We start from the raw sequence: 13,923 nt of genomic DNA on the forward strand, positions 1-13,923 counted from the left end.
CATCTTACTTACCAGTATGGAAAATAACAAGGATTTTTTTGATGCCAAGCAAAATACTCGACATCAAAAAAATAAAACATCACGCCAGTGGAATCTTGAAGCACACCTCCAAACCACCTTCCGGTCTATTTTTGGCTTCTATTTGACCTTTATGAGCACGAATAATTCGTTTAGAAATAGTCAGACCGACGCCAAAGCCACCACTGTTTGCTTCACGCGCTTCTGAGGAGCGATAAAAGGCATGAAATATTTTTTCTAACTTTTCGTCAGGCACACCCGGTCCATTATCACGAATATAAATAAACGCGTGATCATCCTTCTCTTCCGTGGAAACCTCAATCAGCCCCCCTTTTCCAGCATAAAAACAAGCATTACGCAGCACGTTTTCTATCGCATGACGTAATTGGAGTGGATCTCCCAACAAGCTTTTGGGGTTCGTCCCCGACTTAACCACTGAAATCCCTTTTAACTGACTTTCAAAACTGACATCTTCAACAATTTCTTCAAGCCACCGCTGGAAATCCACCCTCTGCTTACTTAACGCTGCCGCTTCGAGACGACTCAAAGTTAATACCTGACCTATTAACTCGTCTAACTCATGCAATTCGGTCCGAATTCGCGCCAAATAACTTTTTTGCAACTCCATGCCATATTTATCTTCAGCTATGGTTAAAGCCACTTCAATCCTCGCAAGTGGAGTACGCAACTCATGGGAAACATCTCGCATTAGACGCTCCTTAGAAGACAGTAAAGTGTCGATGCGCACAGCCATTTGGTTAAATTCTCGAGACAGCTTACCAATTGCATCACTTCGCCTGACTAACTTATCTTCAACTCGAGCCGTCATGTCACCCTGACCAAACAAACGAGCAACACTCTGAAGTTTTAGCAATGGACCTAATAACCAATAAGCCAACACACCGCTTGAAACAAGCAACCCTAATAAAGAAAAACCGATAACAAGTTCTGGAGCTAACGAATTAATTTCAGGATTAGGTTTAAATATCAACAAGTACTGGACATTATTCGCACCAATAACTTGAATAAATTGACTATGTAAAAAATCGGCAGATGGACGCCCATCGACTCTTGCCAAATCCCCACTGGAATCCGAAGGAGAATCCGTCGCAGCGGTATTACTATCTCGGAAATTTTTAGGCAATGGCTTTAGTAAAGGACGCCCATTTTCTTGGTATAAATAAATACTACCTGAAAGACGTTTTTCAGCCTTTCTCGCCTCTTCCTTAAGAGACTCCAGTCCAAATTTTTCATAGCTAGCAACCAATTGCACACCAATATCACCCAATAAATCAGCCGATACTTGGTTATGTTTCTGGACAAACTGAACAATTGTTAAACCAATACTCACCACAACCGTATTGGACAACAAAACCACCAGAAACACTCGCAAAAAGGTATTTTTCATAACGTATTAAGCACCCTGTTCATTGGCAACAAAAATATAACCCACACCACGAACAGTTTTAATACGAGGATCTCCAGTTTCTAAATTGCCAATCTTTTTACGAAGATTACTAATATGCATATCCAAGCTGCGATCATACATAGTTAACTTACGGCCAAGGGCTTTTTCTGAAAGCTCTTGCTTAGTCAATACCTGACCTGGCGCCATCAACATACACTCTAACAACGTATATTCAGAGGTCGTCAATTCGACTAATTCACCTTCCAAAAACACACTGCGATCTTTACGACGCAACAATACACCAGACAATTCGATGTCTGCGGTAGGATCGTCCTCCTTCTCTTGACTAGCGCGACGTAAAATCGCTTTAATACGAGCCAATAATTCACGAGGATTAAACGGCTTAGATAAGTAATCGTCTGCCCCCATTTCCAAACCAAGAATACGGTCAATATCATCCCCTTTTGCCGTCAGCATAATGACAGGGACAGAGCTTTTGTTTCGAATTTGTTTTAGTGTTTCAAACCCATCCAACTCCGGCATCATGACATCAAGAATAACGATATCAGGCATTTCCTCTGCCATTAATTCAAGAGCCTCACGACCGTTCCAAGCATGTGCAACATCATAACCTTCTCCATCAAAATACTCTTTGATCAAGTCCGATAAACGCGCATCATCATCTGCAAGCAATATCTTCATCATATTCAGAATCTCTCTTCCAGTAAGTTTATTATTTTACAGCTTTATTCTTGCGCCGTAATGTCAATTGTAAATACTACCCTAGAGTTCAAAAAAGACAGCCCCCCTTTTTCACTCTATTTACAATTAATGCTAATAAAATGAACCTTACAGTCAAAACAGAACAAAAGTATATTCAAATTATTGCTTAAAAGGGTCACGTAAAACAATAGTTTCTAAACGATCAGGCCCCGTGGAAATAATATCAACAGGCACTCCCACATGTTCCTCCAAAAAGCGAATATAGTCCTGTGCATTTTTAGGCAGCGCCTCAAAACTCTCCGCACCGACAGTCGACTCTTCCCACCCAGGCAACTCAACATAAACCGGACAAGCTTGCTCATAGCCTTCGCTGTCGACTAAACAACCAGCAACAGGATTGCCTTTATCATCAGTATAGGACACACACACTTTAATAACAGAAGACCCATCCAGTACATCCAACTTAGTCAGACACATACCTGAAACAGAGTTAATCTGTACAGCATGACGCAGTGCGACAGCATCAAACCAACCACAGCGACGCGAACGCCCTGTTGTTGCACCAAATTCGTGGCCACGAGTACCTAAGCGCTCACCATCTCCATCAAACAACTCTGTCGGGAAAGGCCCTGAACCGACACGGGTAGTATAAGCTTTTGTAATCCCCAGCACGTAATCAAGGTATAAAGGCCCAAATCCCGTCCCTGCCGGCGCACCACCAGCGGTGGTATTCGACGAGGTAACGTAAGGATAGGTACCATGATCCACATCCAACAGAGACCCCTGAGCCCCCTCAAACATAATATTGGCACCAGACTTTCTCAAGTTATGCAGGAGAGAAATTGTATCGGTTACCATTGGGCGAAGGAACTCAGCCATTTCCAACCCTTCTTCGTACACTTCAGAGTAAGAAATTGGCTCAACTTTATGATAGTTAGTCAAAATAAAGTTGTAGTACTCAAGCACCTCTTTTAACTTACTTGCAAAGCGCTCAGGATCCAACAAATCCCCCACCCGAATAGCACGGCGCGCCACTTTATCTTCGTAAGCAGGTCCAATACCACGGCCAGTGGTACCAATTTTCTTCTCACCCTTGGCAAGCTCTCGAGCTTGATCCATTGCAATATGATAAGGAAGGATCAAAGGACAGGCTGCACTAATCTTCAAACGATCAATGGCAGGCACCCCTTGCTCCTGAAGCTCAAGCACTTCGTGCTTAAGTGCAGAAGGCGATAAAACCACACCATTACCAATAACACATTGCACACCTTCACGCAGAATACCAGAAGGAATCAAATGCAAAACCGTTTTCTTGCCGTCGATCACCAACGTATGCCCTGCATTATGGCCACCTTGAAACCGAACAACCGCCGCCACATCTTCTGTCAGCAAATCAACGACTTTACCTTTACCCTCGTCACCCCATTGGGTGCCCAAAACAACGACATTCTTACCCATAATATCAGGTCTCATTCAAAATAATTCTTAGGATGATCTATTTCTCTGCAGGCACTAGTTGCCAAGCATCATCAGCAAATTTCAACACAAAATCAACACGACCTGCCCAAGCATCGTCCAGCGCTTCAATAACACGGTAACCCTCTGCTCTCAGAGCTTTCACGGCTTGCCATACAGCATCACTGGTACAAATAGGCGCCAGCACCGTTTTGGGCGTCGCCACCTCAAAATCCACCAACGCAACCAACGCCTTAACGTCAGTACTAAAACCTGTTGCAGGGCGTGAGCGACCAAATACTTCGCCAATGTTGTTATAACGACCACCCCGAGCGATGGCATTACCATGACCTGGAACATAAGCCGCAAAAAGCAGGCCTGTGTGATAGCTGTACGACACCAAATCACTTAAATCAAAATGCAGCCCAACATTCGGATAACGACGAGAAATAAGCGCGCTTACTTTACTAAGCAAGGCAATCGCATCCAAAACAGAAGCTCCTACACCAGACAACCCTACCGTAGCACGATCAAGTACACCAGAGCCGCCACACAATCTAGGCAATAAAACAAGCCAACCCGCTTGCTCTTCAGTCACATCAAGCCCTGCAACATAAGCATCCAACTCGGGCAAGTCTTTAGATTTATAAAACTCAGTCAATCTCGCTTCTTGATCTTTAGATAAGTGACAGGCATCAAGCACACCCCGAACCACATCCACATGCCCCAAGTCCAATACCAAATTATTTAGACCTGCAACATTTAGGGTTTCCAGCATCAAAGACAAGACTTCAATGTCACTTTCTACGCCGCCATGACCATAAAGCTCGGCACCCAACTGAATAGGGCTTCTCGTACCATCCAGTCCCGCGGGCATGGTACGTAACACACTACCGCAATAACTTAGACGCTGAACACCTTCGCCTTTTAGACAGTGGGCATCTATACGGGACACTTGAGAAGTAAAATCTGCACGAATACCAAGCAAGCGACCGGATAATTGATCAATAACTTTAAAGGTTTCGATTTCTAGATCAGAACCAGCCCCTGTAAGAAGAGAGTCTAGATACTCTAAAAGAGGTGGAATTACTAAGCGATATCCCCAACTTTCATGGAGATTCAGCAGGGCTCTTCGAAGGTGTTCAATTTGCGCCGCTTTTTTAGGCAACGCTTCATCAACCCCTTCAGGAAGTAACCAACGATCTGCTAATGTCATTAATCTATTTCCTCTTAGCTTCGGGTCAGTAAAAGGAGCGTTAATCCAAGAAACATACTAACCGCGCCCAGAATGCGCAAATTCAGATCCGAACCTGCGAGCGCTCTCACCATAATTTCTCGCCACAAATTAGGCGCTAAAAAAGGTAAAATCCCCTCGGCGATCAATAACAGGCTGACGCCAATAAGCATCGACTGCAACAATTCCTGCATAGACTCTCTTTATTTTGACCATTAAAAAACCGGGCATAACCCGGTTTGTAGAATAATACCATGTTTCCTATTTTAACAAATAGGTCTCATAGCCCAATATTTTTGAATATTACTATTCTATTTAGCTGTTTTTTCTTTACCATTGGAGTTATTCAAGTATCTGAAGAACTCACCATTAGGCTGAATGACAAACAGATCTTTATTTCCTTCGAAACTATCGCGATAAGCCTGAAGGCTTCGATAAAAGTCATAGAACTCAGGATCCTGCTTATACACTTTAGAGTATATCGCTGCCGCCTTAGCGTCACCATCACCACGAATCATTTCAGCATCACGCTGAGCATCCGCTTCAATAACAACACGCTGACGATCAGCATCCGCTCGGATACCTTCAGCAAGCTCTAAACCTTTCGACCTGTGCTCACGAGCCTCACGTTCACGTTCCGTCCGCATACGCTGATAAACAGACTCACTAACATCTGGCGGAAGATCAATGCGCTTCACACGAATATCAATAATTTTGATACCCAACTCAGACTGTGCCACTTTATCCAGTTTGTCACGAAGCTCTGTCATCAATTGATCACGTTGACCAGACACAACTTCATGCATGGTACGCTCACCAAACTGGTTACGAAGCCCTGTATCAACGCGAGAAGACAACACTCGGTTTGCGACAAACACATCGCCAGATGTTGCTTGATAGAACTTAGAAACGGACTCGATCCGCCACTTAACATAAGAATCCACGATAACGGCTTTTTTCTCTAACGTTAAATAACGCTGGGGACGAGAATCCATTGTCTGAATACGCGCATCAAATTTCTTCACCTCATTCACAATCGGAATTTTAAAGTGAAGACCCGGCTTAACATCAGGATCAACAATCTCACCAAATCGTAAAACAACAGCACGTTGCGTTGCGTTGACCACGTACATCGACTGAGACGCGATTAGAATCGCAACTAAAGCAGCAAATAAAATTGCAAAAGAAGTTCCTTTCATTAGTTTCTCCCCTGCCTAGTTGTCGATGCTCCTTGACGCTTACGAATCTCATTAATCACCTGATCTGTTAGTGCGCTCACACCATCAGGATCAAGTTTATTTGCATCAAGCTTTTTCGATGACGATTGATTTTTCATCAACTGGTCAAGCGGCAAGTACATCATGTTGTTACCACCTTCCGTATCAATAACCACTTTATTGGTGTTCTTATAAAGATTTTCCATTGTTTCAAGATAGAGACGGCGACGAGTCACTTTTGGTGCTTTCACATACTCACGATACAAACGTTCGAAACGATCCGCTTGACCACTGGCGCGAGCAACAATTTCGGAGCGATAAGCCTCTGCCTCTTCACGAATACGCTGCGCATTACCTCGCGCTTTCGGAATAATACTATTCGCATAAGATTCCGCTTCATTACGTACACGTAATTCGTCTTCTTTAGCTTTGATAACATCGTCAAATGCAGCCTGCACCTGAGTCGGAGCCTGAGTATTTTCAACGTTAACTTTAGAGATTAACAACCCTGTTCCGTAAGCACTCATGTAATCCTGCAAACGTTTTTTCACTTCTGTCGCAAGCAATTCACGACCTTCTGTCAAAATCTGATCCATTTCAGAGCTACCAACAACATGCCGCAAAGCACTCTCAGTTGCCTGAGCAAGCGATTCTTCTGGATCTTTCACATTTAATAGGAAATCTTTAGGGTTTTGTACCGAATATTGCACAGATACACTCACCTCAACAATGTTATCATCTACCGTAAGCATTAACGCTTTATGATCAAGAGAACGAACTTTTGTCACGTTCACTTTCGTAACATGGTCAATCAATGGTGGATTCCAATGCAAACCAGGCTTAACCGTTTCGTAGTATTTGCCCAAACGAAGGACAACGCCTCGCTCTTGCTGGTCAATCTGGTAAACACCTGCCGCCGCCCAAAGCACGAACAAGCCAACCACCAAGATGGCAAGCAGGCTGCGATTGAATTTGCCAGAAAGCCCCGAACCATTACCGCCACCGGATCCACCCCGGCGCGATTTTTTCACGCCAAGCATATCCATAAGTTTGCGAAACGCTTCATCCAAATCTGGCGGCCCTTGTTCTTTTCCACCCGTTGGGCGACCCCATGGGTCACTGTTTCCAGTCTCCTTATCTTTACCGTCAGGGCGATCACCACCGTTACGGCTCTTATCAGGATTCCACGGGTCCTTGTCGTTATTACCCGGTTCATTCCAGGCCATACTACATCTCCACTTTTCTAATGATAATTCTGTCGTGTCTTATGCCGCTTCGACTTCAATCTGATCCTCAGACATACCTGCGCGCGATAAAATCTGTAAGTAATCCTTTTTAGGCAACCGCACCTCCAACACCGATCGCCCAAAATCATCATAGCATTCCGAGCGAACTGCCCCTTGCTCAAATAGCATAGCCCTTAATCGACCTAACTCACTTGGCAAAATAAGCGTCTCATCCAAGACATCTACCGCTAAGATTTCCGCAATAGCCTGTTGCAACAAATCAATACCAACATCATCACGCGCCGAAAGCCAAACTCTAATAGGCATTCCATTCTCATCGCGATCAATGCGTGGCTCAGCCGTTGGCAAAGCGTCTATTTTATTAAATACTTTTAACGTAGGAACTTCATTAGCACCAATTTCTTCTAACACGCTATCCACTTCTACCATATTCTCTTCTCGAGAATGGTCAGCAGCATCAACCACATGAAGAAGCAAATCCGCTTCAGAAGACTCTTTCAGCGTCGCCTGAAACGCTTTTACTAAGCGGTGAGGCAGCTGACGGATAAACCCTACCGTATCAGCAAGAACAATCGTACCGATTTGTTCTAAATCCAAACGCCTTAACGTTGGATCCAAGGTAGCAAACAACTGATCGGCTGCATACACATCCGCTCCTGTCGCACGGTTAAATAAAGTCGACTTGCCCGCATTCGTATACCCTACCAAAGAAACCGTCGGCACAGATGACCGCGCCCTTGAGCGACGACTTTGATCCCGCTGAGAATCCACTTTAGCTAATCGCTTCTGAATGGACTTAATGCGCTCACGAAGCAAACGTCGGTCAGTCTCGAGCTGGGTTTCACCTGGCCCACGCATACCGATTCCGCCCTTTTGGCGCTCTAAGTGAGTCCAACCGCGAATCAACCGTGTTGACATATGTTGGAGCTGAGCTAATTCAACTTGCAACTTACCCTCATGGGTACGTGCACGCTGAGCAAAGATATCCAAAATGAGTCCTGTGCGGTCAAGCACACGACACATTAGGACCGCTTCAAGGTTTCGTTCTTGGGAGGGAGATAAAGCATGATCAAAAAGAACGACTTGAGCGCCTTCTTGATCAACAATATTTTTTATTTCATCCAGTTTGCCGGAGCCGACAAAATATTTTGAATCTGGTCGCTGACGTGACCCTGTTACCACCGCAACAGGATCCGCACCAGCGGAAATCGCCAGCTCAACAAACTCTTCAGGCCCATAAGACTCATTTTGATCATGAAAATCAATATGAACCAGTACCGCAATTTCACCACTATCGGGGCGTTCAAAAAACAAATTAATATTCCTCAGCTTGCCCTATAACGGCAAACTATTCAACGGCATCTTCCGACTGATCAGTCGTCGGGATGCGTATGGTTCGAGAAGGTACAACAGTTGAAATAGCGTGCTTATACACCATTTGACTGACTGTATTTTTCAAAAGAATCACAAACTGATCAAATGACTCGATTTGGCCTTGTAGCTTGATGCCATTCACAAGAAAGATAGAAACAGGAATCCGTTCTTTGCGAAGGACGTTTAAGTAAGGGTCTTGTAACGATTGCCCTTTTGACATTGGAATCTCCTTAATTAGGGTAAAAATAAAAATTAATCTTGTTAAAACAATACGCTAGATAATACACCAAATCTTTTTGTATTTCCCCTATATAATCCTGCTTTCTAAGTATTTCAAGGCCTCTGGCACAAGTTCTTTTGACAAACTATCAAAAATCATCAAATCCTCCCAACCTCGCAACCAAGTCAGCTGACGCTTCGCCAACTGGCGAGTGGCAACCACCCCTTTAAAGATAGCATCTTCGAGCAAATCGTCACCATTTAAATAGCTCCATAACTGACGATAGCCCACACAACGAATGGATGGCAATTCAATAGACAAGTCGCCACGCTGATACAACCCCTCCACCTCAGACAGGAATCCTTGGTCCATCATTTCATAAAAACGCTGTTCAATACGTTGATGCAAGACACTGCGCTCTTTAGGCATCACAGCCAAATTCACCATCTCAAATGGCAAAGATACTGGCTCTTGCTCTGACCACCACTGTGTCATGGAAATACCTGACACTCGAAAAACCTCTAAAGCTCGCTGCAAACGCTGAGGGTCATTTGGATGGATACGTTGAGCAGATTCAGGGTCAACACGAGACAATTCCTCATGCAAGGCCGCCCAACCCTTAACACTTGCTTCTTGCTCAATGTCTTTACGCACTGCCTCATTTGCTTGCGGCAAAGGGGCTAATCCTTTTTGCAATGCGTTAAAATACATCATCGTCCCACCTACCATAAGAGGTGTTCTACCTTTGGCGATAATGTCTTTTGCATGCTCTACTGCATCTTCAACAAAGTCCGCTGCAGAATAAGATTCCAAGGGATCAATAATATCTATCAAGCGGTGCGGTGCTTTTTTCAACGTGGCAGCATCTGGTTTCGCTGTACCGATATCCATACCTTTATAAACAAGCGCAGAATCGACGCTAATAATCTCGTACCCATGATTCTGAGCCAACTCAACAGCTAATCCCGTCTTACCGGAAGCGGTTGGCCCCATTAAACACACCACACTAGGTTTGAGCATATTAACGTCCCCTCAAAAAGAGCTTATCCAAGTCTGACATTGTCATCTGTGTCCAAGTTGGTCGCCCATGATTACATTGTCCGCTTCTCTCGGTAATTTCCATATCCCTTAAAAGACTATTCATTTCTGCAATGGTTAACTTTCGGTTTGCGCGAACAGCACCATGACAAGACATCGTCGCCATTAATTCATTGGCTCGTGCCTCAATCAAATCCGACACACCATTGGTCGCAAGATCACTCACCACATCTCGCACAAGGTTTTCCACATCGGCTTTAATCAAAATAATCGGCACCTCTCGAACCATCACACTTTCCAGTCCCGTACGCTCGACTTTAAAACCAAACGCCAAAAACACATCGCCATTTTCCTCAACCAGATCTGCCTCGCTCTGGGACACTGACACATTAATCGGCACCAATAAAGGTTGGGATGCGATTGTTTTATCATAGAAAGATTGTTTCATGCGCTCGTAAACTATGCGCTCGTGGGCAGCATGCATATCAACCAATATCATGCCACTCTCACTTTCCGATAAAATATAAACACCGTGCAGTTGAGCAACAGCAAAACCCAAGGGAGGAATCGCCTGATATTCCCCTTCTCTCACCTCAAATGATGGGCTCGAATTAACATCCGCCCCAAAAGTCGCATCACTCTCAACCGGAGCACTGGTTTTTACTATACGCACCTCACCCGTTTCTGGATCGACTTCTTCATACTGATTCTCAGTATAATGTTGCGCGTAATCCGATAATTGACGCATACCATTGAGTTGGCTGGTAATTTGCGCAGAATCAACCGCCTGCGAGGACTTCATCCAATCCGAGCCAGCAGGTGACCGTTGACTCATCAAAGGCAACGCCTCTTGCTCAACCATAACAGACTCTTGAGGCTCTGTATCAGAAGGCAGCCAAGCACTTGCATTAGAGCGCTCTCCTTCTGCTTCAGGGCGCACATCGGCAATGGCTTTATGAATACGACTAAACAAGAAGTCATGCACTAACCGCCCATCTCGGAAACGCACTTCATGCTTAGTAGGGTGCACGTTTACATCCACCGTGGCTGGATCAAGCTCAAGGTACAAAACAAAAGTCGGATGACGCCCATTATACAAGACATCACGATAGGCTTGTCGTACGGCATGGCCGACCAATTTATCCTTTACCACTCGCCCATTGACAAAAAAGTACTGCAAATCTGCCTGAGAACGGGAAAACGTTGGCAAACCAATCCAGCCCCATAAACGAAGCCCTGCGGCCTCGACATCAATGGTCAAGGAGTTTTCAATGAACTTCTTACCCAAGAGATTTGCCAAACGGTGTTCCGCATGAAGCTGATCCGTCACCGGGCGCAAATCATATACTTGCTTACTATTGTGACTTAAACGAAATCCCACATCATAACGGCTTAATGCCAAACGCTTAACCACCTCTTCAAGATGACTAAACTCTGTTTTTTCTGTGCGCAAGAATTTACGGCGAGCTGGGGTATTAAAAAACAAATCTCGAACATCAATGGTAGTACCTTGTGGATGAGAAGCCGGCCTAATCGCCGTGTTCATCTCCTTGCCTTCTGCCTCGACTCGCCACGCCTCCGCTTCATCTTGCGCCAAAGACGTTAAATGCATCCGCGAGACAGAACTAATACTGGCCAGAGCCTCGCCACGAAACCCCAAGGTTCGAACTGCCTCAAGGTCATCTAAGGTGACAATTTTACTGGTTGCATGACGACTTAACGCTAATGATAAATCCTCTTTAACAATCCCAGTCCCATTATCACGAATTTTTATACGACGCACACCGCCTTGTTCCACCTCTATATCCAGCTGCGTTGCCCCTGCATCCAAACTGTTCTCAAGCAACTCTTTAACAACAGAAGCAGGACGCTCAACCACTTCACCCGCAGCAATTTGGTTTGCTAAGCGAGGGGATAAAAGATTAATTCTTTGCATGAATTGCCTTTAGTCAGAAAGAAGCCCCGTAAACAGATGGGCTTTCTAGAAATCAACTTGCGGGAATAAGCAACTTTTGCCCGACCCAAATCACATCATTTTTCAACGTATTCGCCTCCCGAAGAGACTTCACCGATACCCGATTACGGCGCGCAATATCCGATAACGTATCGCCTTTAGTGACCGTATAGGTCTCACCATTGTGATGGGTTTGCTGCCATGCGACCAGTGTCCCTTTAGGCGCATTCCGCGTAAAATAAGAAATAACACCGGAAGCAATAGCCTTTGCTAATTGGTAGCGATAAGTCTTGCTCGCAAGATTTTTAGCTTCGGTACTGTTAGATACAAACCCAGTCTCCACCAAGATAGACGGAATATCCGGTGATTTTAACACAACAAAACCTGCCTGCTGAACCGAGCTTTTATGCAACTTAGCCACATTATCTAAATTATCCAGCACACTCTCTCCAACATTCAGACTCATCTGAATCGTCGAGTTCATGGACATATCAAGCAACACCTCCGCCAAGACTTGATCTTTATCATCCAAAGAAATACCGCCAACTAAATCCGCTGCATTTTCTTGTTGAGCCAACCAACGCCCCATCTCAGAACTCTTGCCACTTAATGACAACGCCCAAACGGACGCTCCACGGGCCCTGGCATTAGTAAACGAGTCTGCATGAATGGAAATCAATAAATCAGCATTCGCCTCACGCGCAATACGTGAACGCTCCCGTAGCTTAATAAACTTATCGGTAGACCGTGTTAATACCGCCTTATACCCCTCTACTCGATTAATTCGACGCGCCAACTCCTTACCGATCGATAGCACCACATCTTTTTCTCTGACGCGGTACTTTCCCAATGCACCAGGGTCTTTACCACCATGACCAGGGTCGATAGCGATCACAATATCGCGTTTACCGCCAGACAGCTTGGCTAAATTTTTTACAGAAGGAGTGGTTTTACTTGAACCAGACTCAAGCTCCACTAAAATCCTCGGGCCATACTGCCCAGAAGCAGGGAGCACAGTACTTTTTGCCCTCACTTTTTTAGAGAGGTCAAGTACAAAGCGCACACCATCGTGACGACGAGCATAACGAACACGCATCAAAACATCGGAAGACAACGCTGACAAACTATTCACCACCCCCTGACTCAGAGTCACGTTACTCATATCGAGCACAACACGATCTGGGTTAGAAAGAGGGAATAAACGATGTTCAGCTGGCTTGGATAATTCAAATACAATACGAGTGACGCCTTTTTGCTGCGCCACACGAATGTCTCGAATTTCGCCGGCTGAAGCCTGCATCGAAACAAACAATAAAACAAAACAACTAACAACAAACAGAAGATTACGAAATTTATTATGCATATCAGACAGCTAGCCAGTATATTGTTATACTATAACTGGTGGTCAGCGGGATCTCAATCTTACCAAGAACAAAGACTTCGCCAAATAATGTATAAATAACTTACTCTCCCCACTACTTCCTAAAATACTTGATCGAAATAAGAAAACATTTTCCCATCCCTATCAAAAGCCACATTCCTACAACCCTACCAGCAAAGCTTCCCCATGAGGAGAATTGGCTTTAATTTCCACAGAACGGCCTTGCTTTATCAAGCTCAAGCGCACAATTACATCAGCCTTAGGCAGCACACCAGCCCCCAATTCAGCCCACTCGATCAAACTCAAGTTATTGGCAGCAAAATAGTCGCGAATCCCCATATACTCTAACTCTTCAGGATCGCCCAATCGATATAAATCAAAGTGGAAGACTTCCAGCCCTGGCAATTCATAGGGCTCGACAAGGGTATAGGTGGGACTTTTCACAGGACCAACATACCCAAGACCTTGCAACAACCCTCTCACCAAAGTCGTTTTGCCCATCCCTAGATCCCCTTCCAAGTATACAACAGCCCCCTTTTTGAAATGATCAGCCAAACTCTGACCAAGAGACACCATTGCCTCTTCACCAAAAACCTCTCGCTCAACTTGCATTATACCGTCACCTTCTCCAGTACCTTTTATTACATCAGAAGC

Annotated in this window: 13 protein-coding genes; all 13 read right to left on the reverse strand. The window is 44.7% G+C overall.

Annotated features, from left to right (window positions below; translation table 11 throughout):
• Positions 1-79 precede the first annotated feature (79 nt).
• Positions 80-1,426: a sensor histidine kinase gene (locus tag AC0VYG_RS13625; protein WP_475428535.1), complete on the reverse strand. Its 1,347-nt coding sequence runs from the start codon at positions 1,424-1,426 to the stop codon at positions 80-82.
• Between the two features lie 6 nt (positions 1,427-1,432).
• Positions 1,433-2,131 (reverse strand): response regulator transcription factor, encoded by a 699-nt coding sequence (locus tag AC0VYG_RS13630; RefSeq protein ID WP_067014940.1) that lies wholly within the window; start codon positions 2,129-2,131, stop codon positions 1,433-1,435.
• A gap of 177 nt (positions 2,132-2,308) precedes the next feature.
• Entirely contained in the window at positions 2,309-3,607 is a 1,299-nt protein-coding gene (locus AC0VYG_RS13635) for an adenylosuccinate synthase (protein ID WP_475432544.1), read from the reverse strand.
• A gap of 37 nt (positions 3,608-3,644) precedes the next feature.
• Positions 3,645-4,820, reverse strand: coding sequence for an ATP phosphoribosyltransferase regulatory subunit (locus AC0VYG_RS13640; protein WP_475428536.1), 1,176 nt, complete (start codon positions 4,818-4,820; stop codon positions 3,645-3,647).
• A gap of 14 nt (positions 4,821-4,834) precedes the next feature.
• Complete coding sequence (locus AC0VYG_RS13645) at positions 4,835-5,032, reverse strand: DUF2065 family protein (RefSeq protein WP_475428537.1); 198 nt, start codon at positions 5,030-5,032, stop codon at positions 4,835-4,837.
• A gap of 117 nt (positions 5,033-5,149) precedes the next feature.
• The gene (gene hflC / locus AC0VYG_RS13650; RefSeq protein ID WP_475428538.1) at positions 5,150-6,037 is read right to left on the reverse strand and encodes a protease modulator HflC; all 888 of its coding nucleotides are present in this window, start codon (positions 6,035-6,037) and stop codon (positions 5,150-5,152) included.
• Positions 6,037-7,281: an FtsH protease activity modulator HflK gene (gene hflK, locus AC0VYG_RS13655; protein WP_475428539.1), complete on the reverse strand. Its 1,245-nt coding sequence runs from the start codon at positions 7,279-7,281 to the stop codon at positions 6,037-6,039. Before hflK ends, hflC begins: the two co-directional genes overlap by 1 nt.
• Before the next feature lie 39 nt (positions 7,282-7,320).
• Positions 7,321-8,616: a ribosome rescue GTPase HflX gene (hflX, locus tag AC0VYG_RS13660; RefSeq protein WP_475428540.1), complete on the reverse strand. Its 1,296-nt coding sequence runs from the start codon at positions 8,614-8,616 to the stop codon at positions 7,321-7,323.
• Between the two features lie 34 nt (positions 8,617-8,650).
• Positions 8,651-8,896 carry an RNA chaperone Hfq gene (gene hfq, locus AC0VYG_RS13665; RefSeq protein ID WP_199474685.1) on the reverse strand — a complete coding sequence of 82 codons (246 nt, stop codon included), beginning with the start codon at positions 8,894-8,896 and terminating at the stop codon, positions 8,651-8,653.
• Positions 8,897-8,983: 87 nt separating this feature from the next.
• Entirely contained in the window at positions 8,984-9,916 is a 933-nt protein-coding gene (gene miaA, locus AC0VYG_RS13670; protein ID WP_475428541.1) for a tRNA (adenosine(37)-N6)-dimethylallyltransferase MiaA, read from the reverse strand.
• 1 nt (position 9,917) lies between these two features.
• Entirely contained in the window at positions 9,918-11,870 is a 1,953-nt protein-coding gene (mutL, locus tag AC0VYG_RS13675) for a DNA mismatch repair endonuclease MutL (protein WP_475428542.1), read from the reverse strand.
• A 52-nt stretch (positions 11,871-11,922) separates the two neighbouring features.
• Positions 11,923-13,251: an N-acetylmuramoyl-L-alanine amidase gene (locus AC0VYG_RS13680; RefSeq protein ID WP_475428543.1), complete on the reverse strand. Its 1,329-nt coding sequence runs from the start codon at positions 13,249-13,251 to the stop codon at positions 11,923-11,925.
• A 177-nt stretch (positions 13,252-13,428) separates the two neighbouring features.
• The gene (gene tsaE, locus AC0VYG_RS13685) at positions 13,429-13,881 is read right to left on the reverse strand and encodes a tRNA (adenosine(37)-N6)-threonylcarbamoyltransferase complex ATPase subunit type 1 TsaE (protein ID WP_475428544.1); all 453 of its coding nucleotides are present in this window, start codon (positions 13,879-13,881) and stop codon (positions 13,429-13,431) included.
• Positions 13,882-13,923 lie beyond the last annotated feature (42 nt).

Source organism: Marinomonas sp. 63XJN7_7_ISO-PGPR-S23-202 (assembly GCF_056173505.1).

Excerpts from the sequence above, each read along its gene's own strand:
- AC0VYG_RS13680 (WP_475428543.1), bottom strand. The coding sequence starts at position 13,251 with ATGCATAATAAATTTCGTAATCTTCTGTTTGTTGTTAGTTGTTTTGTT.
- AC0VYG_RS13630 (WP_067014940.1), bottom strand. The coding sequence starts at position 2,131 with ATGATGAAGATATTGCTTGCAGATGATGATGCGCGTTTATCGGACTTG.
- miaA (WP_475428541.1), bottom strand. The coding sequence starts at position 9,916 with ATGCTCAAACCTAGTGTGGTGTGTTTAATGGGGCCAACCGCTTCCGGT.
- AC0VYG_RS13625 (WP_475428535.1), bottom strand. The coding sequence starts at position 1,426 with ATGAAAAATACCTTTTTGCGAGTGTTTCTGGTGGTTTTGTTGTCCAAT.
- hflC (WP_475428538.1), bottom strand. The coding sequence starts at position 6,037 with ATGAAAGGAACTTCTTTTGCAATTTTATTTGCTGCTTTAGTTGCGATT.
- tsaE (WP_475428544.1), bottom strand. The coding sequence starts at position 13,881 with ATGCAAGTTGAGCGAGAGGTTTTTGGTGAAGAGGCAATGGTGTCTCTT.
- hfq (WP_199474685.1), bottom strand. The coding sequence starts at position 8,896 with ATGTCAAAAGGGCAATCGTTACAAGACCCTTACTTAAACGTCCTTCGC.
- mutL (WP_475428542.1), bottom strand. The coding sequence starts at position 11,870 with ATGCAAAGAATTAATCTTTTATCCCCTCGCTTAGCAAACCAAATTGCT.
- AC0VYG_RS13645 (WP_475428537.1), bottom strand. The coding sequence starts at position 5,032 with ATGCAGGAATTGTTGCAGTCGATGCTTATTGGCGTCAGCCTGTTATTG.
- AC0VYG_RS13635 (WP_475432544.1), bottom strand. The coding sequence starts at position 3,607 with ATGGGTAAGAATGTCGTTGTTTTGGGCACCCAATGGGGTGACGAGGGT.
- hflK (WP_475428539.1), bottom strand. The coding sequence starts at position 7,281 with ATGGCCTGGAATGAACCGGGTAATAACGACAAGGACCCGTGGAATCCT.
- AC0VYG_RS13640 (WP_475428536.1), bottom strand. The coding sequence starts at position 4,820 with ATGACATTAGCAGATCGTTGGTTACTTCCTGAAGGGGTTGATGAAGCG.